The organism is Heyndrickxia sp. FSL W8-0423 (genome assembly GCF_038009395.1).
GTDB classification, from domain to species: domain Bacteria; phylum Bacillota; class Bacilli; order Bacillales; family Bacillaceae_C; genus Heyndrickxia; species Heyndrickxia sporothermodurans.
The window spans coordinates 2,012,048-2,034,544 of sequence record NZ_JBBPBE010000001.1; the positions used below are offsets into that span (position 1 = coordinate 2,012,048).

General features: G+C 37.9%; 20 protein-coding genes and 1 pseudogene. 14 read left to right on the forward strand and 7 right to left on the reverse strand.

Annotated elements, in window-relative coordinates:
- Positions 1-13 precede the first annotated feature (13 nt).
- The 4 genes from MKY81_RS10170 to MKY81_RS10185 all read left to right on the forward strand — a co-directional run bounded on the left by MKY81_RS10170 (position 14) and on the right by MKY81_RS10185 (position 3,475).
- A complete protein-coding gene (locus MKY81_RS10170; protein WP_108073625.1) occupies positions 14-289 on the forward strand; it encodes a hypothetical protein in 276 nt (91 codons plus the stop codon).
- Positions 290-484: 195 nt separating this feature from the next.
- Complete coding sequence (locus MKY81_RS10175) at positions 485-1,336, forward strand: MurR/RpiR family transcriptional regulator (RefSeq protein WP_108073626.1); 852 nt, start codon at positions 485-487, stop codon at positions 1,334-1,336.
- A 302-nt stretch (positions 1,337-1,638) separates the two neighbouring features.
- On the forward strand, positions 1,639-2,064 hold the full coding sequence (locus MKY81_RS10180) for a hypothetical protein (protein WP_108073628.1): 426 nt from the start codon (positions 1,639-1,641) through the stop codon (positions 2,062-2,064).
- A gap of 250 nt (positions 2,065-2,314) precedes the next feature.
- Positions 2,315-3,475, forward strand: coding sequence for a DUF4317 domain-containing protein (locus MKY81_RS10185; protein WP_108073630.1), 1,161 nt, complete (start codon positions 2,315-2,317; stop codon positions 3,473-3,475).
- Positions 3,476-3,527: 52 nt separating this feature from the next.
- Here the strand turns inward: MKY81_RS10185 and MKY81_RS10190 are convergent, their stop codons facing one another.
- From MKY81_RS10190 to MKY81_RS10205, 4 genes are read right to left on the reverse strand one after another with little or no spacing between them, the layout of a single operon-like run.
- On the reverse strand, positions 3,528-4,298 hold the full coding sequence (locus MKY81_RS10190; protein ID WP_341117691.1) for a PHP domain-containing protein: 771 nt from the start codon (positions 4,296-4,298) through the stop codon (positions 3,528-3,530).
- 13 nt (positions 4,299-4,311) lie between these two features.
- Positions 4,312-5,136: an energy-coupling factor transporter transmembrane component T family protein gene (locus MKY81_RS10195; RefSeq protein ID WP_341117692.1), complete on the reverse strand. Its 825-nt coding sequence runs from the start codon at positions 5,134-5,136 to the stop codon at positions 4,312-4,314.
- On the reverse strand, positions 5,115-6,821 hold the full coding sequence (locus MKY81_RS10200; RefSeq protein ID WP_341117694.1) for an ABC transporter ATP-binding protein: 1,707 nt from the start codon (positions 6,819-6,821) through the stop codon (positions 5,115-5,117). The genes MKY81_RS10195 and MKY81_RS10200 overlap by 22 nt, the downstream gene beginning before the upstream one ends.
- Entirely contained in the window at positions 6,818-7,639 is an 822-nt protein-coding gene (locus tag MKY81_RS10205) for a cell division protein FtsQ (RefSeq protein ID WP_066232861.1), read from the reverse strand. The genes MKY81_RS10200 and MKY81_RS10205 overlap by 4 nt, the downstream gene beginning before the upstream one ends.
- A gap of 197 nt (positions 7,640-7,836) precedes the next feature.
- Between MKY81_RS10205 and MKY81_RS10210 the strand changes: the two genes are divergently transcribed.
- The 3 genes from MKY81_RS10210 to MKY81_RS10220 all read left to right on the forward strand — a co-directional run bounded on the left by MKY81_RS10210 (position 7,837) and on the right by MKY81_RS10220 (position 11,890).
- Positions 7,837-8,652: a MurR/RpiR family transcriptional regulator gene (locus tag MKY81_RS10210; RefSeq protein WP_066232792.1), complete on the forward strand. Its 816-nt coding sequence runs from the start codon at positions 7,837-7,839 to the stop codon at positions 8,650-8,652.
- Positions 8,653-8,776: 124 nt separating this feature from the next.
- Positions 8,777-10,450, forward strand: coding sequence for a ribonuclease J (locus tag MKY81_RS10215; RefSeq protein WP_066232789.1), 1,674 nt, complete (start codon positions 8,777-8,779; stop codon positions 10,448-10,450).
- 78 nt (positions 10,451-10,528) lie between these two features.
- The gene (locus MKY81_RS10220; RefSeq protein WP_341117695.1) at positions 10,529-11,890 is read left to right on the forward strand and encodes an MFS transporter; all 1,362 of its coding nucleotides are present in this window, start codon (positions 10,529-10,531) and stop codon (positions 11,888-11,890) included.
- Between the two features lie 117 nt (positions 11,891-12,007).
- On the opposite strand, the gene MKY81_RS10225 is transcribed toward MKY81_RS10220, so the two are convergent.
- A complete protein-coding gene (locus MKY81_RS10225; protein ID WP_341117697.1) occupies positions 12,008-12,196 on the reverse strand; it encodes a hypothetical protein in 189 nt (62 codons plus the stop codon).
- A 299-nt stretch (positions 12,197-12,495) separates the two neighbouring features.
- Here MKY81_RS10225 and MKY81_RS10230 point away from each other — a divergent pair, with 299 nt between their 5' ends.
- The 4 genes and pseudogenes from MKY81_RS10230 to MKY81_RS10245 all read left to right on the forward strand — a co-directional run.
- Positions 12,496-12,831: an ArsR/SmtB family transcription factor gene (locus MKY81_RS10230; protein WP_066232784.1), complete on the forward strand. Its 336-nt coding sequence runs from the start codon at positions 12,496-12,498 to the stop codon at positions 12,829-12,831.
- A 73-nt stretch (positions 12,832-12,904) separates the two neighbouring features.
- Entirely contained in the window at positions 12,905-13,414 is a 510-nt protein-coding gene (locus MKY81_RS10235; RefSeq protein WP_066232781.1) for an SRPBCC family protein, read from the forward strand.
- Positions 13,411-14,229 (forward strand): alpha/beta fold hydrolase, encoded by an 819-nt coding sequence (locus MKY81_RS10240; protein ID WP_325949248.1) that lies wholly within the window; start codon positions 13,411-13,413, stop codon positions 14,227-14,229. Before MKY81_RS10235 ends, MKY81_RS10240 begins: the two co-directional genes overlap by 4 nt.
- A 250-nt stretch (positions 14,230-14,479) precedes the next feature.
- Positions 14,480-14,647: pseudogene (locus MKY81_RS10245) on the forward strand (DinB family protein); the annotation flags it as partial.
- Positions 14,648-14,955: 308 nt separating this feature from the next.
- Here the strand turns inward: MKY81_RS10245 and MKY81_RS10250 are convergent.
- Positions 14,956-15,108: a hypothetical protein gene (locus MKY81_RS10250; protein WP_160331460.1), complete on the reverse strand. Its 153-nt coding sequence runs from the start codon at positions 15,106-15,108 to the stop codon at positions 14,956-14,958.
- A 421-nt stretch (positions 15,109-15,529) separates the two neighbouring features.
- Positions 15,530-18,472: an endo-1,4-beta-xylanase gene (locus MKY81_RS10255; RefSeq protein ID WP_341117698.1), complete on the reverse strand. Its 2,943-nt coding sequence runs from the start codon at positions 18,470-18,472 to the stop codon at positions 15,530-15,532.
- A 710-nt stretch (positions 18,473-19,182) separates the two neighbouring features.
- Between MKY81_RS10255 and MKY81_RS10260 the strand changes: the two genes are divergently transcribed.
- The 3 genes from MKY81_RS10260 (at position 19,183) to gucD (ending at position 22,482) form a co-directional block, all read left to right on the forward strand.
- A complete protein-coding gene (locus tag MKY81_RS10260; RefSeq protein WP_341117699.1) occupies positions 19,183-19,947 on the forward strand; it encodes an IclR family transcriptional regulator in 765 nt (254 codons plus the stop codon).
- Between the two features lie 75 nt (positions 19,948-20,022).
- Positions 20,023-20,919, forward strand: a complete 897-nt coding sequence (locus tag MKY81_RS10265; RefSeq protein ID WP_341117701.1) for a fumarylacetoacetate hydrolase family protein — start codon at positions 20,023-20,025, stop codon at positions 20,917-20,919.
- Positions 20,920-21,015: 96 nt separating this feature from the next.
- The gene (gucD, locus tag MKY81_RS10270; RefSeq protein ID WP_341117702.1) at positions 21,016-22,482 is read left to right on the forward strand and encodes an alpha-ketoglutaric semialdehyde dehydrogenase GucD; all 1,467 of its coding nucleotides are present in this window, start codon (positions 21,016-21,018) and stop codon (positions 22,480-22,482) included.
- Positions 22,483-22,497 lie beyond the last annotated feature (15 nt).

Here is a 22,497-nt window from a genome sequence, read left to right on the forward strand (position 1 = left end):
GGAGAGTGAAATAATGAGAAAGATTATCGCCTTTTTATTTAAAATGTGTCTTTTGTTGTTTTTAATCAGCGGGACGTGTCTTGTCTTTGGTCAACTGGCTGGTGTCCTGTTCCAAAAAGGTCATTTAATCGTGAAAACGTGGGACGTGTTTGCTAATCCGACATTCATGATTAGTGCTATTGCCGGTATTTTTGGTTACATTCTCGGTTATTTCCCTAAAGAAAAAGTGGCCGAAGAAAATGTATATTCTTCAGATGAATTCAGTGAAGAATTAGAACAAGCTCGCTAATATAAAGCAGGCTGGAATCCGACCGGGTCCGTCTGCTTTTCTTTTTTTTGCAGTTGGGGATGACGGTGTTATTAATTCGATGGGTTCTTTCAGTCCAGATAGTTTTTTTACAAGAAAGCAAAATCGTGATAATATTTTCTCGAATGAATCAAGGTGGAAAATTTCCTACAATACCCACCTGTCTGGAGAGATGATATGGAAAATCCAATTGTGAAATTACAGCAAAAGATTGGCGAATTAACAGAAACGCAACGAAGAGTAGCGGACTACATTATTAAACATCCACTTGATGTAGCCTTTTTGACGGTAGATCAACTTGCAGGAATAGTAAAAACAAGCACGACAACGATCATGCGACTAACATTTAACCTTGGCTATTCAGGTTATACTGAATTTCAAAAAGGACTCCAAGAAAATTTGCGGAACCAGGCTGCTCCTCATACAAGACTTGAAGCAAATATAAAAGGAATTGAAGAGAACGATCTTTGGGGTCGATACGCCGAAAAACAGATTGGAAATATTCAAAACACGATTGAAATGATTTCACATGAAACGCTTGAACATACGCAAAAAATGATTTTGTCGGCTAACCGGATTATTTGTACGAGTGTCAGGAGTGGGCTGCCAGTTGCACAATACTTAACTCATGGACTAAACCGACTTTTTGGTAATACGAGCCTTGTTGTAGCTGATGTAAGTGATTGGGTAGATAGTGTAGTCAATATGGATGAAAATGATTTAGTGATTGCTATCAGCTTCCCGCGTTATGCACGAAGAATTATTGACCTTGCTCGGACAGCGAAAGTGAGCGGGGTAAAAGTCATTGCCATTACTGACAGTTATTCATCGCCACTTGCCTCGCATTCAGACTTAGTATTGCCTTGTAACTCAAGCAGTATCGCTTTTCATAATTCAGCTGTATCAGCAATGTTTGTTGCAGATTATATAATCAGTGCTCTTGCAATTAATTATCCTGAACAAACAAAAAAACGTCTTGATAAGGTTAATGCAATCTTAACAGATATGAATTACCACTCATTAAGTTAACTTAATCTTGAAGAAAAGGTAGGACAGACTAGTTATATATTTTGCTAGTCTGTTTTGTTTTTGATTATCCAATGATACCTATAGTATTAACATATACAATAACAATGAGTGATAAACAAATGAAGTGGGAAGAGGTACGTAAATTATATCCGGATCAATATTACAGATTCAAAATTAGCTACAAAAGAGTTGTTTAAATCAAAGGGGAATACCATTGTTTATCATACAGGTTTCGATAATTTTGTTATCGATATAAGAACCTAGACGAGCTTAAAAGAGTAGTTATTTGTGGAGGTGTTTTTATGAGCAAACTAAATAAATTTTATTATGATTTTTTAGGGATGGAGAATAAAAATTTAGATGAAATTACTTTATATAACTTAGAACAAAAAATGAGATATGAAAAATTCCCCGAAGGACTTGTTGAAGAAATACTTGTGGAATTTAACAAAATAATTGTTGACCAAGGAGAAAGAGGTTTCAAAAAATGGCTTGTCAATTTGCATTATCAAGTACCTGAACCATTCAAAAGTGAATTAAAAGTCGAAAAAATTTACGAAGATTATAAAAACTGGATAGAAAATGAAGTGGTTAACTTAGAAAATGAAACAAAATTATCTTGGGAAGAGCAAACAGAAGATATTAGAGAATTGAATATAAAAGCTAGAAAAGTACAATTAGTATTAAGACATAGGATTTCAGATGTGGTTTTAGAGTTATTAAATTAAAGAATGATATCTTTCCTAATTAGGACAGTAATAGAAATCGAAAGCCTTTATTAATTGAAACATGAACTTTTAACTTTTAAAATTATAGATAACTATAATATAAAAATGAAATTAAGGATGGCATAAAAATAGAGTTCCATTTTCTTAGTGAATTTGTAACTCTATTTTTTGTGGTATAAAAACTGAAAAAATATCAAGTATTACTATTTTTTTATCTTAACAGTATAATCGGGGATGGGAGATGAGATAAATGAATAAAAAAGACATCGCAAGTATTCGAAATCAATTTAAATTAAATAGTAGATATATGAAAATTCGAGAAATTTTCAACGTATATGTAAAGAAAGAGTCAGGAGAGATTTATCATCAAGTTAGCCAGCCGTTCGAAATGTTAGAGCAGGAAGCGCAAGAATTGTTTTTAACCAACTTTAAAAAGGTGTTGACAGGGGGGCTTGATTCCAAGCTGTTTGAACTTAAATTTCGACGGGATGTGGAAGAGAGCACACAAATGGTTCTTTTCAACGGATTACATGCGGATTCTACGGAAGCTTGGAATGAAAATATGCTCCGGATCGTTGAGAAAATGTTTGCACATGCAAAGTATGAGTTTGATACAGTCGTAACTTTTATCAGAGGAGAATATCAAAAGGCAACGAGGAAGCGCGATATGGAATCGGAAGAAGGAGGGGATGATGAGGTATACTCCAGTGAGTTTGTCCTTTGCAGTCTGAATAAAACCGATCAGCCGAAAAAAGCATTGCTTTTTGATTATATCGAGAAAGAATTTAAATCGAATAATGCCGTCGATCCGATTATAAATTTAGCGGCTCCGTTAGCCGGTTTTCTGTTTCCTGCCTTTAATGACAATGCAGCTGATGTGAATCATATTCTTTATAATGGTGGAAAAGTGAATCAACCAAATGAAATGTTTATCGTGGATGTCCTGCAATGTGAAGAGATCATTACAGCAATAGAAGAAAAGGATACATTCGATCAAATTTTAAAAATAGTAGTAGGAGACGAAGTGGATTCCAAGGTTATTTCGAATGTTTATGAGGAAGTTGATAAAATGGTACAGGAGAATCAAGAAAATGAAGAAAGTGAACCTCCTAAACTGGACTCCAAGGACATCGAACGAATTTTAGAGGCAAGTGGAGTAGAAAATGTAAACTCAGACAAAGTCGAACATGCCTTCAAAAGTGTTGTATACGACGAAAAATACGAAATGAAAGCTAGCAGTGTCATTCCGAAATCAATTAAAATCGAAACGAAGATTGCCAATGTAACGATTAACCCAAAAGACCTCAAAAATGTTAAGTATATTACTTATAATGGAAAGAGATGCCTATTATTAGAGGTTGATGAAGAGGTAGTAGTTGAAGGGTTTCGATTGGAAACAGGAGAGCTGTAGTAGATTTTAATAACAATTTCCCCCATCAAAAAAGGGGGAAATTGTTTTTCCTCTAACAAACAATGTTCTGGGTTGCTAGCAATTCCTTCATCAATTTTTTAGTCAATGAGGCAGATTTTACGCGTAAGTGTAAATCAGGTGAGATGGCGATAGCGTATTGTTTATTTTCGATTGCGTTCTTTAGTTCGGAAATGGTTGAACAGGGAACGTCAAATGTATTTACGACTGAACCGTATTGCAAATACTGATGTGTATCACTTCCTCCCACAACAGGGAGACCTAGTTCCTCTGCGAATCGGAACACATTTTCCTGGTTGACCTCAATTCCTAACGAATGAAGATCCTTCCCGTTTAAATCTAATGCATCCAGTCTCTTCAACTGATCCGGTTCATGCTGGGTCAAAGGAGTGTCGGGACGAAATGGATGACCTCCAATTTTAATCACTTCAAAGGATTCTGTCAGGTTCATCAAATCACTAAAAGGGATGAATTTGTTTTCCTCTAGATGCGGCTTTAAATGATGAAACATCTCGATAATTGATTCACGCTTGCTGATCAATAATATATGTCCAATTTCTTTCACATCTACTTCCATACCAGGGAAGATTTTTAGCCCCTCCACTGAATAATAATCCTCTTGATAGGGAAATTGTGAATCTAAATAATCGTAGACCTCTAAAAAATTTGAAGTATTAAAATGCTCGGTTAAGGCAAAGGCATCTAGTCCAACAGCTTTTGCTTCTGTCACCATTTCCTGACAGTATTTTGGCGAAAAGCTGGATTTCTTTGAAATTTTAATATGAGTGTGAAAATCAATATTCATTTGAACAACTCCTTTACTGATAGTAGTGGTTTCCTGTTACAAACAGGACAGTGAAGTATAAAATACTCATAAAAAGAAACGCAAAATCATTTCTACCCATTTGTAGAGAGGCAAGCTTCAGTTTTTTTACTTTCGGATTTTTAAATGCATTTTTACTTCCTTTTGTTTCAAGTGCTTCTACGGTAGTACGTGCTCGTTTAGCCGTGCTTAAAAGCAGCGGATAGAACGATATAACAGCTAATTTAATGAAATAACTAATCGATCGCCAATATAATATCCCTTTTTTAGAAGGAGCTTTACCTCGTAATCGATAAGACATGAAAACATGATTATATTCTTCAAGTAGCAATGGGAGCATTCGGTAACCATATGAAATTGAAAACGCTACTTGTCCTGGTACACCAATACTTAGTAATCCGACACTAAGTTTCTCCGGTGTCATTGAACAAAAAACCGTTATGCTTGCTAATGAGACTACTGAAAGCTTAACTGTCAGCATTAACAATGGTTGCAAAATGCTCCAATCGCCCCCGAAGAAAAGGGAAGCCACTAATAAATAGCCACCTTGACCAAGCAAACCAAGAATTAAGATTAGTAAAATCAACCGACTTACCTTTGTCATGATTGTCGTTAGTATCGTTGCTGCCAGCAGTCCAAATAATATCACTTCATTATGGATAAACCATGGTGCGATTCCAAATAGTGCATACCAAATAAATAGAATACGAGGATTGATTCTGGAAATAAACGTTTGATCATTTGCATAAGCTGTATTCATTAGTTCGATTTTGATTTGTTCAACATTTAACTTATCAATCATGCTTTTTGCAAAGTCCATGTGCGTTCCTCCTGAAAAATTTCAACAAATGAGTCGATTGAATACGCAGCCGGTGAAAGGTGAAGCATATGGCTGAGTTCAACAATCTGGGGCGGAATGATACCTGCTATTCTCATTAAAGGTAAATTTGAAAATAAGCCTTCTTTATTGCCGTCATAAATCACTTCACCATTATTCATTACAATCACGCGTGTCGACCATTCACTCACTAATTGCATGTCATGAGTCGCAATCATGACCAATTCAGTATGGTGCTCCAACTGATTGATAAATTGGGTCAGGTGCTTCCGTGTTGCGATATCGAGATTCGCTGTTGGTTCATCTAAGAGAATAATTGATGGATCCATCGCTGCACCAATTGCGAGTGAAGCGCGGCGTTGCTGACCACCACTCATGAGACGACTGTCTTTATGTTGCAAATCCGTAAGATTAAAGAGTTCCAATATGTGATCTACTTTTTCCTTATATCCCTTTCTTTTACGTGCCTTTAAAAAGAATTCCACATCTTTGCGAACAGAGTCTTCAATAAACATTTGTTCAGGATTTTGATAAATATAAGTTACTTGATCTGCTAGTTGTTCTGGTGATTGTCGGGTCGTTTCGTTTCCCATCACCTTCACAACTCCTGATGCGGGCTTACGAAATCCTGTCATAAGACGCATTAATGTCGATTTTCCTGCTCCGTTATTGCCTACAATGGCCACTTTCTCACCTTTATAGAAAGATAAGTTGATATTTTGTAAAATATGATTATATGAACGATCAACTGTTTTGTATGAAAATGCGACATTTTGAAACGAAGCTACAGGCTCACCTTGATTGTCAATCTTTCTTTGAATAAACTGTGGCCTTTTACGCTGTACTTTACTTGCAAAATGAAGTTCTGCTTCATCTAGTGTAATAGGAAGAGAAGCGGTATCACCAAGTGTATAAGTTGCCTGAGTCACCTGGGGCGGATAGATATGACGCTTTGTTAATTCATCAACAGATGTAAGAGCCTCTTTAACAGGTTTTTTCCATACCGATTGTCCTTTGTCCAGCAACAAAACAGAGGTACAATAATCGGCAATAAACTCGGTATGATGTTCTATAACAATAATGGTTTTCTGATGCTGTTCATGTAGTTTTTTGAGAATGGTATACATTTTCTTTGCATGAAATGGATCGAGTTGGGCAATCGGTTCGTCTAAGACGATAATATCTGGATTAAGTGCTAAGCAGCCTGCTAGTGCTAGCAAATGCTTTTGGCCGCCACTAAGCTGCCAGACAAATTCATTCTCCAAATGATCAAGTTCAACAAGCTGAAGTGCTTCACGTGCGCGTTCTTTATAGTCTTCAAAACCATAATGAAGTGGTGCAAAAGCGGCGTCTTCCAATACTCTAGCTTGGACAAGCTGATTCTCGAAATCTTGATATACATAGCCAACATGTCCTGAAAGTTCTGCGACAGAGCTTGTCACCACATTCAATCCATGAACTGCAGCAGATCCTGCAAAATCACCTGTATAATAATGTGGAATGAGACCATTCATTAATTTACATAATGTTGATTTTCCGCTTCCATTCCCACCAATGATTGCAAGGAATTCACCTTGTTCAACTTTTACGTCTATGTTTTGCAGAACTGGTTTTGTTTCACTAGGGTAAGTAAAGGTCACATTTTGAATATCAATCACTGTGTTCATGCTGTCTTTTTCCTTTCTTTTTTAGAACGTGAAACAATTGTATAAATAACGATGGCAGAAATGATGCCTGCGATACCAAGACTAATCCAAGTTAACATTGATTCAGAGTCTTCAGCGAAGGGGGCTTCCCATTCAAAAATGTTCAAATCGGTTTCAGAAATAAACTCAAATCCAAATGCGGAAAATGCTAATATGACTGATGCGATGACAAGCTTCGGATGTAAGATTCCACGAATAGAATGGGCATTTTGCTGCGTGCGCGGTTTCATCCCAAGCAGAGGCTCAATTTTCCCATAAAGACGCGGTACCAGATACAGAGTAGGAAGCAAGGCGAATAGAATGCCGGAAAATAAGACATCATTCAAGAAGGAAAACCCTTCAACGATTACAACACTTTCTGGAAGACCAGCAATTGCTTCAAAATCATCCACACCAATCCACACTTTACCAATATCAACCATCATGCTGATTAGCTGGTGAATCACAACACCGGACATGGCTGCAATTCCAACTTGGAGTTTGTTTTTAGGATTTGTAACCATAACCCCTGCAATATACATAGCTAATGAGAACGAGATAAATTTTTCTAATTCCCCGAAACCACCAAACTGTCCAAGCATTAATTCTCCAAAGATCACTTCTCCAAGGGAAGCTCCTACAGCGGCATAGAACGGATGAAACAAAATACAAATAGTCAGCGGAATAAAGGCAAAATACTCAATGGAAAATTCCACGGGTCCTAAGTAAATAGACGGGACAAGTTCAGTAATCATGTTCGACAAACCATAAAGAGACATTGCTAAAATAAAGACCATCATTTTTTGCGATTGAGTAAGTGCATCTTGTTTTTTCAAGTGAATCCCTCCTTTTGTAAGTTCTCCCTCATTCTAGTCAGTGAATATTAATTAGACATACGTTTCATGTTAATGTTAGGTAAATTTTTTATCATTTTCTTTCATTTTGAAATTTTTTTATCAGAGTATGTTAGTATAATGAAAAAAAGGGTGACTCCTATATGTTCGATGTACAAAATCTATCGCAAAGTCAGATGAGAATTGCACAATGGATCTTACATAATGAATCAACCGTCATGATTGCTACGGAAAAAGAAATTGCGGAAACGGTTGGAGTAAGTATTGCTTCTGTTTCACGCTTTTGGAGCAAGGTAGGGTTTAAGAGCTTAAAAGCTTATAAGCAATACATAAAAGAAAAACGAGAAATTACACCAGCCAAGAAAATGGTAAATACATTGGTTGAGTTAGAGTATACGGATGTTCAAAGTCATCATCTTAATCGCAGCATTCATCATCTGCAAACAACTTTAAACCATTTTCAGCGTGAGCAGTTTGAACAAGCAATAGCAGCAATTCGCCAAGCTCGATGTCTTTTTATTTATGCTCCAGGACCTTCACTTAGTCTGGGAGAGCTATTAAGCTATCGACTAAGCCGTTTTGGAATCAATGTCCGTTTGATTAGATGGATGGGAAGTGAAATGCTCGAAGAACTGATTCAAATGGATAAAGAGTGCCTCGTGTTACTATTTTGTTTTGGAAGGGTATTAAAGGAAGGAGAAGTCCTCTTAAAACATGCCAAAGCAAATAGATGCAAGACGATTATCGTTAGTGATCAGCTTGTAATGGACATACCTTTACCATATGATCTCATTTTATATGCTGATCGAGGAGCGAAAGAAGAGTTTCATTCAATGATCGCTCCATTATTTTTAATGGAAAACTTAATTATTGAAATCGGAAAAGATCAAAAGTCATTATCTTATATGGAAAAGCTTCATGATATTCGCAAAACGTATAAAGAGGATTTACCACGTTAAGTAAACTTGTAAGCTTTATATATTTACAAAGTTTTAAATTTGCTTAAAGTCTTTCATTCAGTCACTGATAAAGGAAAAAACAAAGGACATACTAAGCTTATCTTTATAGTAGGAGGATATTAAGGTGAGTACAAACGAGAATATCTTATCTATCTTCGCATTAGGCGGCTTGAATGAAATCGGGAAAAATATGTATGCAATTGAATATGCAGACGATATCATTATTATCGATTGTGGAAACAAATTTCCAGACGAAAGTTTATTAGGAATTGATTTGATTATTCCTGATATCACTTACTTAATAGAGAATAAAGACAGGGTAAAGGCTTTACTTGTCACCCATGGTCATGAAGATCATATCGGAGGAATTCCGTTCTTTTTGAAAAAATTAAACGTCCCCGTTTATGCAACACGGTTCACATTAGGATTAATTGAAATCAAATTAAAAGAGCATAAACTTTTAAGAGAAAGCGAACTCGTTGAAATCAACGCAAGCTCAAAATTGGCATTCGGAAAAATACGCGTAGAATTTTTCAGAGTGACACATAGTATTCCTGATTGCTTGGGAATCGTCTTTCGTACACCAGAGGGGAATGTTGTACATACCGGGGACTTTAAGTTTGATTTAACGCCTGAGCAAAGGGAGGAGCGCCCGGATATTCATAAAATGGCTGATATCGGTAATGAAGGGGTGCTTCTTTTATTGTCTGAGAGTACAAATGCCGAACGCCCTGGCTTGACTCCATCTGAACAAATGGTCGCGGATCATTTGGAGGTAGCCTTCATGAATGCAGAACGAAAGATTATTCTCTCTACGTTTGCTTCAAATGTTAGTCGTGTTCAACAGGTTGTAAATGCAGCATACAAAACAAATCGAAAACTAGCGCTGCTTGGGAGAAGTATGGTGAATGTGGTTGAGGTCGCGATCGAACGAGGTTACTTAACCGTTCCAGATGGAATGCTAATCGATCAAAATGACATCAATGAACTGCCTCCTGAAAAGGTCGCTATATTATGTACGGGGAGCCAAGGAGAACCATTGGCTGCACTTGCCCGGCTGTCGACTGGAAACTTTCGCGGAGTCGAAGTTTTACCAAAAGATACGGTTATTCTTGCAGCGGGTCCAATACCTGGAAATGAAAAAAGTGTAACAAGTATTGTGGACAATTTTTATGCTATTGGAGCTAAGGTGATTTATGGATCAGGAAGTTCATCCGGCATGCATGTTTCCGGTCACGGGTATCAGGAAGATTTAAAACTAATGCTTACCTTAATGAAACCTAAATATTTTGTCCCCATTCACGGAGAACTTAGAATGCTGCACCATCACCGTTTATTAGCTGAGTCTGTTGGAGTTGAACAAGGAAACACGTTTATTATCAATAATGGTGATATTATTGATATTGAACATGGAATTGCACGCCAGACCCGCCATATACCTGTTGGGAATACTTACGTAGACGGTGGTGATGTTGGGAACGTAGGGGATTTTGTGTTACGGGACCGTAAACAGTTTTCAGAAGATGGAATGCTCATCGTTGTTTTAACGATAAGTAAAACAGAAGGAAAAATGCTTTCTGAACCAGAAACGATGTCCCGTGGATTTACGGACAGTGATTTTTCAGAACTCAGAAAAAAGGTAAAGCAACTAACTACTAGAATAGTTAATGAGTTGCAAGAAGAAAATCGAAGCGAACGGAAAGTATTGAAAAGAGAAATAAAAAAATCCATTCAGCAACATGTGTTTAACAAAATGAAGAAAAAGCCAATGGTCGTGCCTATCATTATTGAAATTTAAAAAAGGAAGCTGCGCTGGTTTGTAAATATAGTTGAAACGGGGGAAGCGATTGGATATCTTAAGTTTAGGTGATTATTCATGACACATACAATACGCAAAAATTCATGGTTGCTCGTTCTAACGATAGGTTTAGGAATATTATTAAATCCGTTAAATTCTTCGATGATATCGATCGCATTAACACGAATGCAACATGAATTTGGTTTAACGTTTGCAGATGCCTCGTGGCTTATTTCTGTGTTCTATTTAGCAAGTGCTGCTGCACAGCCAGTTATGGGGAAACTAAGTGATATGTTCGGTCCGAAAAGGTTATTTTTATCTGGTTTAATTGTTGTAGCTATAGTTTCAATTCTAGCACCATTTTCACCGAACTATCCTTTTTTATTAGGCTGTCGTGCGCTTCAAGCGATTGGTACTTCAACCTTATTTCCGAGTGGAATGAGTATCGTTCGTACAAGTATTACGAAAGGACAAGCAAAAGCATTGGCGACATTGTCCATTTTTTCCTCCACTTCCGCAGCATTTGGACCTTCTATTGGTGGATTTTTAATTGAAGCGTGGGATTGGCCATCGATCTTTTTTGTGAACTTTCCATTTATTGTTCTTTCATTTATTATGGCAATTTTTATTTTGCCTAATACGAGTCAAGGGAAGGTAGAACTAGGACGTATTGATTTCGGGGGAATCATACTTTTTATCATTACGATGGTTGGATTAATCTTATTCCTATTGTCTCTGGAAAAATCGATTCATTGGTGGGCTTTGCTCATCTTTATTATCGCGTCATTCCTATTTTATAAGTACGAGAATAACAGGAGTGAGCCATTTATTGATTTTGATTCATTGAAAAGAAATAGGACAGTATCGCTTATTTACTTACAATTTATTAGCATCAATCTTGTTTATTATTGTTACTTCTTTGGTTTTCCAATCTTTTTACAGCAAGTCCATCATTATAGCGAGAAGCAATCTGGATTAATTATGCTTGCTTTAGCAGGATTCGGGGTCATTATTGCACCGCTTACCGGACGTTTAATTGACAAATATAAATCAAAACTTCCACTTGTCATCGGTGCAGTATTTCTATTAGTAGGGACAGCCTTATCGTTAAGTTTGCATGAAAATTCATCATTATTATGGCTGCTTGTTATCATGGGCGTCCTTGGAATCAGCAACGGCTTTAACAATATATCCATGCAAACGGCACTGTTTGAACATATTAAACCAAATGAAACAGGCACGGCTTCAGGACTTTTTCAAACAAGTCGCTATATCGGCTCGATTCTTTCTTCCAGTTTATTAGGAATTGTATTCACTGCCCATTTAGATGTTCAACATCTTCATAAGGTTGCCATCGTCTGCCTGATTTTCTGTGCTTTAGTCCTTGTCTTGGCCCTTCGGCTTCCGGGAAAACTGCGATTAAACAAGCCGTCTCAATAAGGAAAACGGCTTGTTTAGTTTTGTGTTTTTGTTTTTTATTGAATGAAATTTTGACAAGTAAAGGGACAGTCCCTTAGAAAACAGTACTGCCCCTTTATCGTTTATATTTCTCTTTAGCTACACTGAAACATTGGCAATCACACTGTTACTCTCTACGAATGAATAAGGTTGATATCTTTCTTTCCAAAAATTGTTTAAATACCACGTTTCAAAGCTAATTCCAAATGTGTTATAGGCAAGTTCATTAAAGCTCTTTCGTAATTCACAATTATCTTTATAATTCTTGATTAACTTATATGAACTCATTGAGGGTGTTTTTCCTTTCTTATTATGATGTTTTTACTTTTTCTAGGGTCCCCTTTCTAATATTCGTTAGTTATCTGGAATCTCCTTTTATGATAAGTAATAGATTCTAATAAACTGAATCGGGCCATTTAATGGAATAAAAACTTTAAAGGAAATTGGATTTGTATGTTAGAACGGAGATCGTGAATTGTTGCACCTAAAGTAAAGGGTCAAGTGGATGTAAAACGAATATTTAAGTGAAAATAAAAAATACAATATATACGTTTACACGTATATATGTTTAGGTGTATATTTGAAGTATGAATACAGCTACCTTGCAATTAACATTACAGACAATCTCAGAGCCCAATCGTTTTAATATTGTGGAACTTTTGAAAAAAGGCCCTCTTTCTGTAAGTGAAATAGTTAGGGCCCTCAACATTGGTCAACCACAAGTATCTCGGCATTTACGTATCTTAAGCGAGACTGGATTGGTACGGTCTCATTCTAAGGGACAGATGCGAATATATAGCCTCGAAGCTCAACCGTTTCAGGATTTAGATGCATGGTTCGATTCTTTTAGTATTTTATGGGAGGAACGCTTAGATAACTTTGAGGACTATATGCTTGAAATTATGCGAAAGGAGGATAAATAGTATTAACATCTAACTTGCCGAAATAGTAGAAAAATGTGGGCTAAGGCTAACACACTGACAAGGATGAATTAAAATGAGTAGAAAAGTGGAAATTTTCAAAGATCATGTGCGTCGAGAGCTTACAATTGAACGCACAGTCGCCATCCCCCTTATCTATGCATGGGAGGGATGGACGAAACCAGAACATATTACCCGTTGGTGGGGTCCAAAATATTGGACCGCAACTGTATACGAGATGGATGTTAGACCTGGTGGCATTTGGCGCTACAGTTTACGTCCGGTTAATGGTGATGTACAAGAAGCCTACTGTAAAGCTGTTTATCAAGAAGTTGTAGAAACATTAAGACTTGTCTACATAGACAATTTTACTGATAAGAATTGGACCCTTGTAGAAAACAGTGAAATGTACACCACCGTAACCTTTGAAGAGGTAATGGATGGTTCTAAACTCAGGATAATTACGCGTTTCAATAGCATCGAAGAGCTAAATAAAGCTGACGAAATGGGAATGGTGCAAGGATTTACAGATGCCTTTAATCGATTAGAAGAGTATTTTATTTCAAAAATTGGAGGGAAATCATGAACTCATTAATTTCGAAAGATGGAACAAAAATTGCTTACAAAAAACAAGGAACTGGACCATCGCTAATTCTAGTAGCATCTGCCGCAGCTGATCATAAAGATGCTGAGCAATTAGCAGAACAGCTTGCAAATCATTTTACTGTTTATAATTATGATCGTCGCGGGAGAGGTCAAAGCACCGATTCTTCAAATTATGCAGTTGAACGTGAAGTGGAAGACATCGAGGCCCTTATAAATGAGGCTGGTGGCAACAGCTTTTTGTTTGGAAGTTCTTCTGGTGCCGTGTTAGCACTTGAAGCAGCAAATCTACTTAAAGATAAAGTCACGAAGCTATTTATGTATGAGCCTCCTTTTATTATTGATGAAAGCCGTCCGCGAGTACCAGCAAATTATGTTCAGCAATTGAACAATTTGATTAGTGAAGGAAAACGAAATGAAGCTGTTGAGTACTATATGAGAGAAGCGCTCGGCATTCCAGCTGAATATTTAGAGTATATGAAAGCTGATCCTTCATGGAAGTCAATGGAAGAGATGGCACATACTCTTGTTTATGATGGAATGATTATGGGTGAAACTCAGTCTGGTAAGTCATTACCAGTTGATCGATGGGAAGTGACTGTCCCAACATGCGTTATGGTTGGAGAAAATAGTGAACCTTATTTTCATGAAGCTGCAAAGTCACTGGTCGGTCTGTTGCATCAAGCAAAATACCAATTGCTTTCAGGTCAAGATCATTCGGCCGTTATGATGGCTCCAGATGTGTTAGCCAATGAAATGGCGAATTTCTATCTAAATCTTCATCAAAATCTAAATTAAGTATCCATTTAGGCACATTTCTTAAAAAAGACATGTGCCTTTTCTTTCATGAATGGAGCTTAATTTTGAGCTACAACCACTTTTCAAAGTATTTTCCGGGAAAAAGGAATATCCATAAAGAATTAGAGTAGTGATAATCTAGAGGTAAATTCGATAGAACATACTCCTAATAAGGAGGCTAGTAATGATTTTGATTGCCTTTTGAATTATTGCAATTAAATCCAAATGAATGATACGAAGGGGGAAAAGTATGATTCATGCTAAATTTCTTTTATCCGATCAGTTGTTTGCAAATGCTAATGCCCCTTGCTGGTATCTCCCATTTTCAGATTCAGTAGAAAATTTGTCAGAAGAAGAAGTACTATGGAAACCTAATGAAAATAGTAACAGCATTGCTGAGATAGTGCTGCATCTCCTTATAGAGTGAAACTTGGTGAAAGTGCTAAAGACGCATTGAAACGAGAGATTGAAGAAGAATTAGGCATAAATTGAATAGTAGGAAGGTTTTAGGGTATTTGAACACAAATGGGAGAAAAATGGAGATTTACATTGTGAAAATAAACCAATTTTTTGAAGTGAAAAGTAGTGGGCGAGTTCGTTAAGCTTAGAAATTAATGATTCAAACAATAAAATTTGGGTGTTTGAATGATCAATTAAACATATTAATCCAATCATTGTTTGCCTACTCGTTGAACAATACCACAATCCTTATAAACATCTTTGTTTTTATGCATGAGCAGTAATTTGGTGTTTAAATTGAGTAGGCATGACCGCATCATTCTTTTTCTTAATATATAATACAGTCTCATCGTGAAAAAGTTCTATTTCAAATTCAAATCCTTTGTAATCGAGTGTAATGAAAAACAACTTTTTGTGCATTATTTGTTGCGAGATAATCTATAATTTTTTCAAAGCGAACTTTTTCTTTACTGAACACATCATATAGATGGATGTCATCGTTTTTAATATTGTAGAAAATGATGATATCTTCATCTTCAAGATGGTATATGTTATTCGGAAAAATGTTTATGCAATAATACATGAGCAGTTGTTGCGTATGCCTCGTTGCAAAGATTGTCGAGACCGGGATGTACGCAAGAAAAATAAAAGTAGCCCATAAGACTACTTTTATTTTTTGCTAACAATAAACTTTTGGCGTTGATTGAATAACACCAATGTTTTTTTAAAATCCTTTGAAAGAAAGTTCGCCAATAAAAGAAAGTCAATTTTAATGTGGACTTTCAATTGGCTGCTGCGCATTAGTTTTCAGTGCTGCCTCTCTCTGTTCAGCTTCTTGCTGCTACTCGTTCACAATATAGCATTTACGAATCTTGTTGTTGCCCTTAGTGTCCACATAAACCTTATATGGTCCCACCTGATAAACGTCTGCCGAGTTGTTCCTGATTAATACCTCTTCAGTGAAATCCTCCGTCGAATCATCGGAGTATACTTCCTTAACGGTAATTATCAGTCTGTTTTGATTACCATTGAGTCTCTCTACCTTTGCCGTCGGCGTCGCGCTGGCGACAGTGATTACCGGGAGAATTCTCACGCCAAGTATATCGGAACCGTCATACACTACGACTGCATAATTCGCGCCGGTGTCAACATCGCTGCCTTTAATGCTGATCATCGTTTTGCCGTTTGTGAATGTCGCTGAAGCCACTGAAACGCCGTCCTTTTTCAACACCGCTTTGGAACCGTTAGGGACATCCGCCGTTAAGGGGATACTGGTGTCACGCTTACTCACGATACGCTTCATCGGGTCGAGTCTTATTTCCGCACCCAGACTCGTTATGTCTTCGTATTTATAGTCGGACACGTACTCAAACAGCTTAACACGGCTAGCGGCTGCATATTCCTTCAGGGGACCCGTGCCTCCTTGGCCGACGAAACCATTTTCGCTTCCGTGCAGCGCATAAGTGTAATTGCTTGAACCTGTATGAGAAAATAGCGTCGTCTCGCCGGTATCGGGGTCTATACTCGTGTTAAACCATACTGCTCGATCTAATGCACTATCTCCAATAGTTTTGTCTGTGCGTAATGGGGCCGTCTTGTCGCTGCTCAAATCCCGCCACATAATAGAGGGAGCAACAAGGCCGCCGTGAACAAGACTTAACATTGTGTATCCAGTGTAACCGTTTGCGCTTGTGTATGGTCCTGGATCGGGGCTGGTGCTCTCATTAAAGATAAATCTCATATTGTCCTGAATCAGCTGCGGGGCTACAATAATTTTGTCAGCTATGGTTACAGGCGTACCCGCAAGCCCTCGTTTGGCGTTTGTTACACCGCCGGTCTCCGGGACGGATGCCACGTTCCTATTGGTCAGAGCCAAGCCAGAGCTGGCAGAGACAACAATATAAGTCTTACCGGATTCAATTTTTTTGGCCAATCTCCAAAAATTTTCCTGAGCAGTGAAGTCTGTAACACGCGCCGGATTAATCGGAGTCCAGTTCTGATTCCACGCAGATTTCTTTAACTTCAAAATTTTCAAATGACCATCGTCTATACTACTATCTGTATTAATAGTGAGCGTGCCACTTGTATGTTTAGGTAAGGGCTTGAATTCCTTACTGTTGAGCATTTCCAGTTTACCGTCAGTCTTATTATAGAACTCCTGAAACAGTTTGAATTGGGCTTTACCGTCGCTGAAACGGATATTGAGGGATGAGCGGTAGCCCGTATCCTTATAGTTTTGGTCTTTCTCCCATTCGGCGGTCATATGCCCGAAGTTTATCTTATACGTCGTCGATATATTCGGGGACTCCTTCCAGGCGATTTTTACCGTCGCCACGGCTCGCTTCCCTGCGCTCACCGTGCCGCTAGCCGGGTTGAGCTTAACGCTGACGTCAACATCATCGTCGGGGTATTGGTGTGTGACGTTCGCTGCAGAGAAGTCAATGTTTGATACGTCCTTTGGCACGTTAACATCAAATTCGGCTTTGCCCGCGACATTGAAAACATCACTGCCGAAGTTAAACGACGTGAGCTTTGGCGGCAAATCATTGAGCCCGAGATAGGCCTCTGGATTTATTATGGCCCAATATGCTTCTTTTGGTGCACGATTGGAGTCGAATAGCAGCGGGTAACCCGTCCCGCGCCAGCTGTTGTTATCAGCCACGCCCCAGAATGTAACGCGTTCAATATTATCGGAGTACTTCTTATATAGCATGAACAGCTTGGCGTACAATTCCGCCTGTTCTTTCAATTGCGCCTCGGTAGGGGGAAGATCGGCTGAAGTGCCGTTGAATTGCACGTCGAGTTCGGTTATGCTAATCTCACACCCAGTTTCACTATATATCTTTAAAACTTTCTCTAAATTATCTACTTTGAGTCGGAGGTTATAATGCCCCTGTATCCCGATGCCCTCAATCAGTTTCCTGCCGTTTGCTTTAGGGTGTTCATTCGCGTATCTTTCGTTGAGCTCCTTGATCATTGAGGAAATCGCGATTGCTTTGTTGGGGAGTTCCTCGTCATTAAAGTCATTGTAATACAGAGTTGCGTCCGGAGCAGCCTCACGCGCAAACAAGAAGGCATCATAGATATAATCCCACCCGTTTCCTCCGTTAGCATAAGCTTCAAACCATTTGGATGGCCGTTCTGTAGGATTATTTCCGGAGCGAAGCGCGTTCCGCCAGTCGGTCGGATTATCCGGATTATCCCTCATTGCCTCGTTAACAACGTCCCAGGCGTCGAGCTTATAAGGACGTTGACTATAGTGCCCGGCGATTGTAGAAATATACCTTTTCAAGCTGGCCCTTGCCTCGGTATATTTTTGACCACTCGGCGGCCAGCCAGCTGACTGATTATGCCAAGCCAGCGTGTGTCCAATCGTATAGAAACCGTCGCCTTTGACTTGAGTTAACATGTTGTCGGCTGATGTGAATGAAGGATCGCGAGTTGGGTCGGGCCATATGGAGTCCGGCTTCGTAACGTTTTCAGGTGTCAGCGCATTATAGTGGTACTTCATAAAGTCATACTTATCTTTATTGGTTAAGTCGGCCGGGCTAACAGTATTGCCGATAAGAAAATAGTCCTTGTAGACTTCTTTCAGCGACACAACCTCTTTCGCTGAAGTTCTCGGAGTTGTAGTGCCAGGAGCCTTCCCATTGACAACCTCTGCCGCTGAAGCATTGGTGACAGGCAATGTGGTAGCGGGAAAAGAACTCAGGGTAAAAACCAACGCTAAAAAATATGTCAGTAGGTTTCTAGCTTTTTTCTTCAAAAAAATCATTCCTTTCATAACTTTAATCCCTTCTTACAAATAACGTTTTAATTAAAGTGAAAATTTAAAGCGGCATCCTCCTATTAAATTTTGTAACTGCTATCATTTGGCCGAAACTCATTGTTTTATATTATAAAATTGCGTTCTCTCAATTTACGGGTAATTTTTAAGTTTTATAATATAAAACTGTGTTTTTTATTAATAAATTATCTGTTTTCAATAATAGCTCGGTGCCCAACTTGTGTCAATGTTATTTTCTGAATTTTTTAGTTATTCTATTAACTTTAATTCTATAATTATATATTCTGTTTAGGCTTATTTGATAGAAGGGTTTTCTGACCTAAGTTACAATCAGCTGCATCATCGCACAGTCCGTGGTCAATCCTACAGGGAAAATATGTTTGCGAAACGATGGAATTGATCAATAAAATAAGTTCTCTTGCGTGGAATTCCGGGTCAAAGAATATAATCGAATCTTTTACAAGGCCAACATAAATTAATTTTCAACCGTGGGCTACCCAGTTAAACGCTTGGTTCATTGAGTTTTTGTATCCTGTTGCATCAAACACAATGGTTAGAAGCAATCTATTGATTTTTAGAAATTTGACTAAATAAAAATGGAGAAAAATTGATTGACTTTTCCTAATAGTTAATATTATAGTTAGATCATAAAATTGTTTGTAATAACAAAACCAAGTTTTATTATTTAAAGTAAAAGGATGAACACCATGCCTATTATTCAATCAGTAGATCGCGCCCTTCGTATTCTTGACCTATTTGATGAACATACAACAGAATTAAAAATAACAGATATAAGTAATCGGATGGGTCTTCATAAAAGTACTGTTCATTCATTATTGAAGACGCTTCAACAACATGGTTATATTAATCAAAATCTCGAGAATGGAAAGTATGGGTTAGGGATGAAACTCTTTGAAAGAGGAAACTATTTTATTCAGTCTTTTGATGTTAGACAATTAGCCAAGAAATATCTAATGGATTTATCAGCAACAACTGGCCAAACTACACATTTAGTCATCTTAGATGGTAAAGAAGGAACATATATTGATAAAGTTGAAGGTCCTATGGCTGTTATTCTTTATTCTCGAATCGGAAAAAGAATTCCACTTCATTGCTCCGCAGTGGGAAAAGCTTTGATAGCCTTTAAAGAAAAAGAGGAAATTGAAAAAATTCTAGATGGGTATGCATATACAAAGCGAACTGAATTCACTATTAGAAATGAAACTGAATTTTTGCGGGAACTTGAAAAAGTTCGAAGTCAAGGATATGCAGTTGATAATCAGGAAAATGAACCTGGTGTCCGTTGTATTGCAGCACCTATTCGAAATCACGAAAATAAAGTTATTGCTGCTATAAGTCTTTCTACACTTATAGCTAGAGTAGACGACACTCAGTTGGGAATTTTTGTTGAACAACTGAAACAAGCAGCTTCTGAATTATCAGAGAAGATGGGATATGGGATACCGATTTAATAGAGAGGTTCCCTTCTTTGTTATCTATAATATGAAACTCGGTTTTATATTATAAAACGAAATGGGGTTTTTTATATGCGTATAATTCGATATTTAAGTAAAGATTCAAGACCTGTTTTAGCAGCACTTACATCTGATGAAAAAGTTTATCCCCTTGATCAGGAAGGGTTTATGGAACTAATCCAACAAGCAAACGAACAAAACATCTCTCCACTTTCTTTTGTTAAAAATATGATTTCTAAGTCAAAGCCTATTTCACAATCTATTGAAGAACTTTCATTACTGGTACCTATTGTTGCTCAAGAAGTATGGGCTTCTGGAGTTACGTATGAACAGAGCCGAGATGCCCGAAATTATGAAGCTACAGATGGAAAATTAGACACCACAACATTTTATGACAAGGTATATGACGCAGAACGTCCAGAAATTTTCTTTAAATCTACGGCTGCTCGTACAGTTGGTCCAAATCAGGAAGTGTATATTCGTAGTGACTCTAAGTGGCAAATTCCTGAACCAGAATTAGGTTTGATTATAAGTCGAGAAGGCGAAATCCTTGGTTATACAATTGGAAATGACATGAGCTGCCGTGATATAGAGGGAGAAAACCCGCTTTATCTACCACAAGCAAAAATGTGGAAGCACTCTTGTTCTATCGGACCGGCAATTCTTCTCGCTGAAGCTGTAAAAGATCCATATGATTTTACTATCATATGCCGTATTTATCGCCATGGTAACCTTGTAGTAGAGGGGACAGCTAGTACTGGACAATTAAAAAGAAAATTTGAAGAATTGGTTTCATTCTTAATTCGTGATAATGAAATTTTCGATGGCACAATATTATTAACCGGTACATGCATTGTACCACCAAATAAGTTTACTTTATTAGAAGGCGACCAGATTGAAATTGAAATTCCTAGTATTGGTGTATTAAAAAACAATGTAAAGTTACCAAATAAAATTTCAGTCAAATGAGTCCATACTCAATTAATAGACTACTTCTCTAGGTTCAAATGTCTGAAATTTATGAATTAAATAACTTTTACCTTGAAGACTATGGAGGGAAAAAAGATGAGTACAAAAACGGAAGAAAAAAAATATTTAAATTATATTGATGGTGATTGGGTATCTAGTTCTATCGAGAAAGTTGATAGCAGCATTAATCCTGCCAATCGACATGAAGTAGTCGGTTATGTACAGCATTCTGGAATAGAAGATTTAGATCGCGCTGTTATCTCTGCTAAAAAAGCCCAAGTTTCTTGGAATAAACTATCCGGGGCTGCTCGTGGTGAATATTTATATAAAGTAGCAAATGCGCTTGAGCGACGCCTGGATGAAATTGCAGAGACAATGACCCGCGAGATGGGAAAAACATTTCCGGAAGCAAAAGGGGAAACAGCAAGAGGCGTTGCAATTCTCCGCTACTATGCAGGAGAAGGGCTAAGAAAAATTGGGGATGTCATTCCTTCATCAGACTCTGAAGCCTTTATGTACACGACCCGTGCCCCCCTTGGGGTGGTTGGTGTTATTACACCGTGGAATTTTCCAGTAGCTATTCCAATTTGGAAGATTGCTCCCGCCCTTATCTATGGAAATGCTATTATCTTAAAGCCAGCGAGAGAAGCAGCGGTAACTGCTGCAAAAGTTATAGAATGTTTTGAAGAAGCAGGGATACCAAATGGTGTTGTTAATATGGTAACAGGATCTGGATCTGTTATCGGACAAGGTATTATTGATCATCCGGATATTAATGGAATTACATTTACAGGGTCTGATGCAGTCGGTAAACAAGTCGGCTTAGGAGCACTAAAGCGTGGTGCAAAATATCAATTAGAGATGGGGGGGAAAAACCCAGTTATCGTGGCTAACGATGCTGATATTGAACAAGCAGTAGAGGCAACTATTAGTGGTGGTTTGCGTTCCACCGGTCAAAAATGTACAGCTACAAGTCGTGTAATTATACAAAGGGAAATTTACGAAGAGTTTAAAGACAAGCTGATTGAAAAGGTGAAAGAAATAAAAGTTGGAAATGGTCTCGAAAAGGATGTCTGGATGGGGCCGTGTGCAAGTGAAGACCAGCTTAACAAGGTACTTTCTTACGTGGAAAAAGGTATAGAAGAAGGCGCTTCATTAGTTTATGGTGGTAAACGCATAGATGAAGGGAACTTAGCTAATGGTTTCTATATGGAACCTACTATATTTGAAAACGTGACTAGTGGAATGACGATCGCTCAGGAGGAAATTTTCGGTCCTGTACTTGCCCTTATAAAAGTTGAAACGTTAGAAGAAGCATTGAATATTGCAAATGATGTAAAGTTTGGGCTGAGTGCTTCCATTTTTACGAAATCAATTGGTCGTATGCTGTCATTCGTAAATGAGATGGATGCCGGTCTCGTACGCATTAATGCAGAATCTGCCGGAGTAGAATTACAAGCCCCATTCGGAGGAATGAAACAATCTAGCTCTCATTCTCGTGAGCAGGGACAAGCTGCAATTGAATTTTTCACTTCTATTAAAACTGTCTTTGTGAAACCGTAACTTCACTTTTTAATC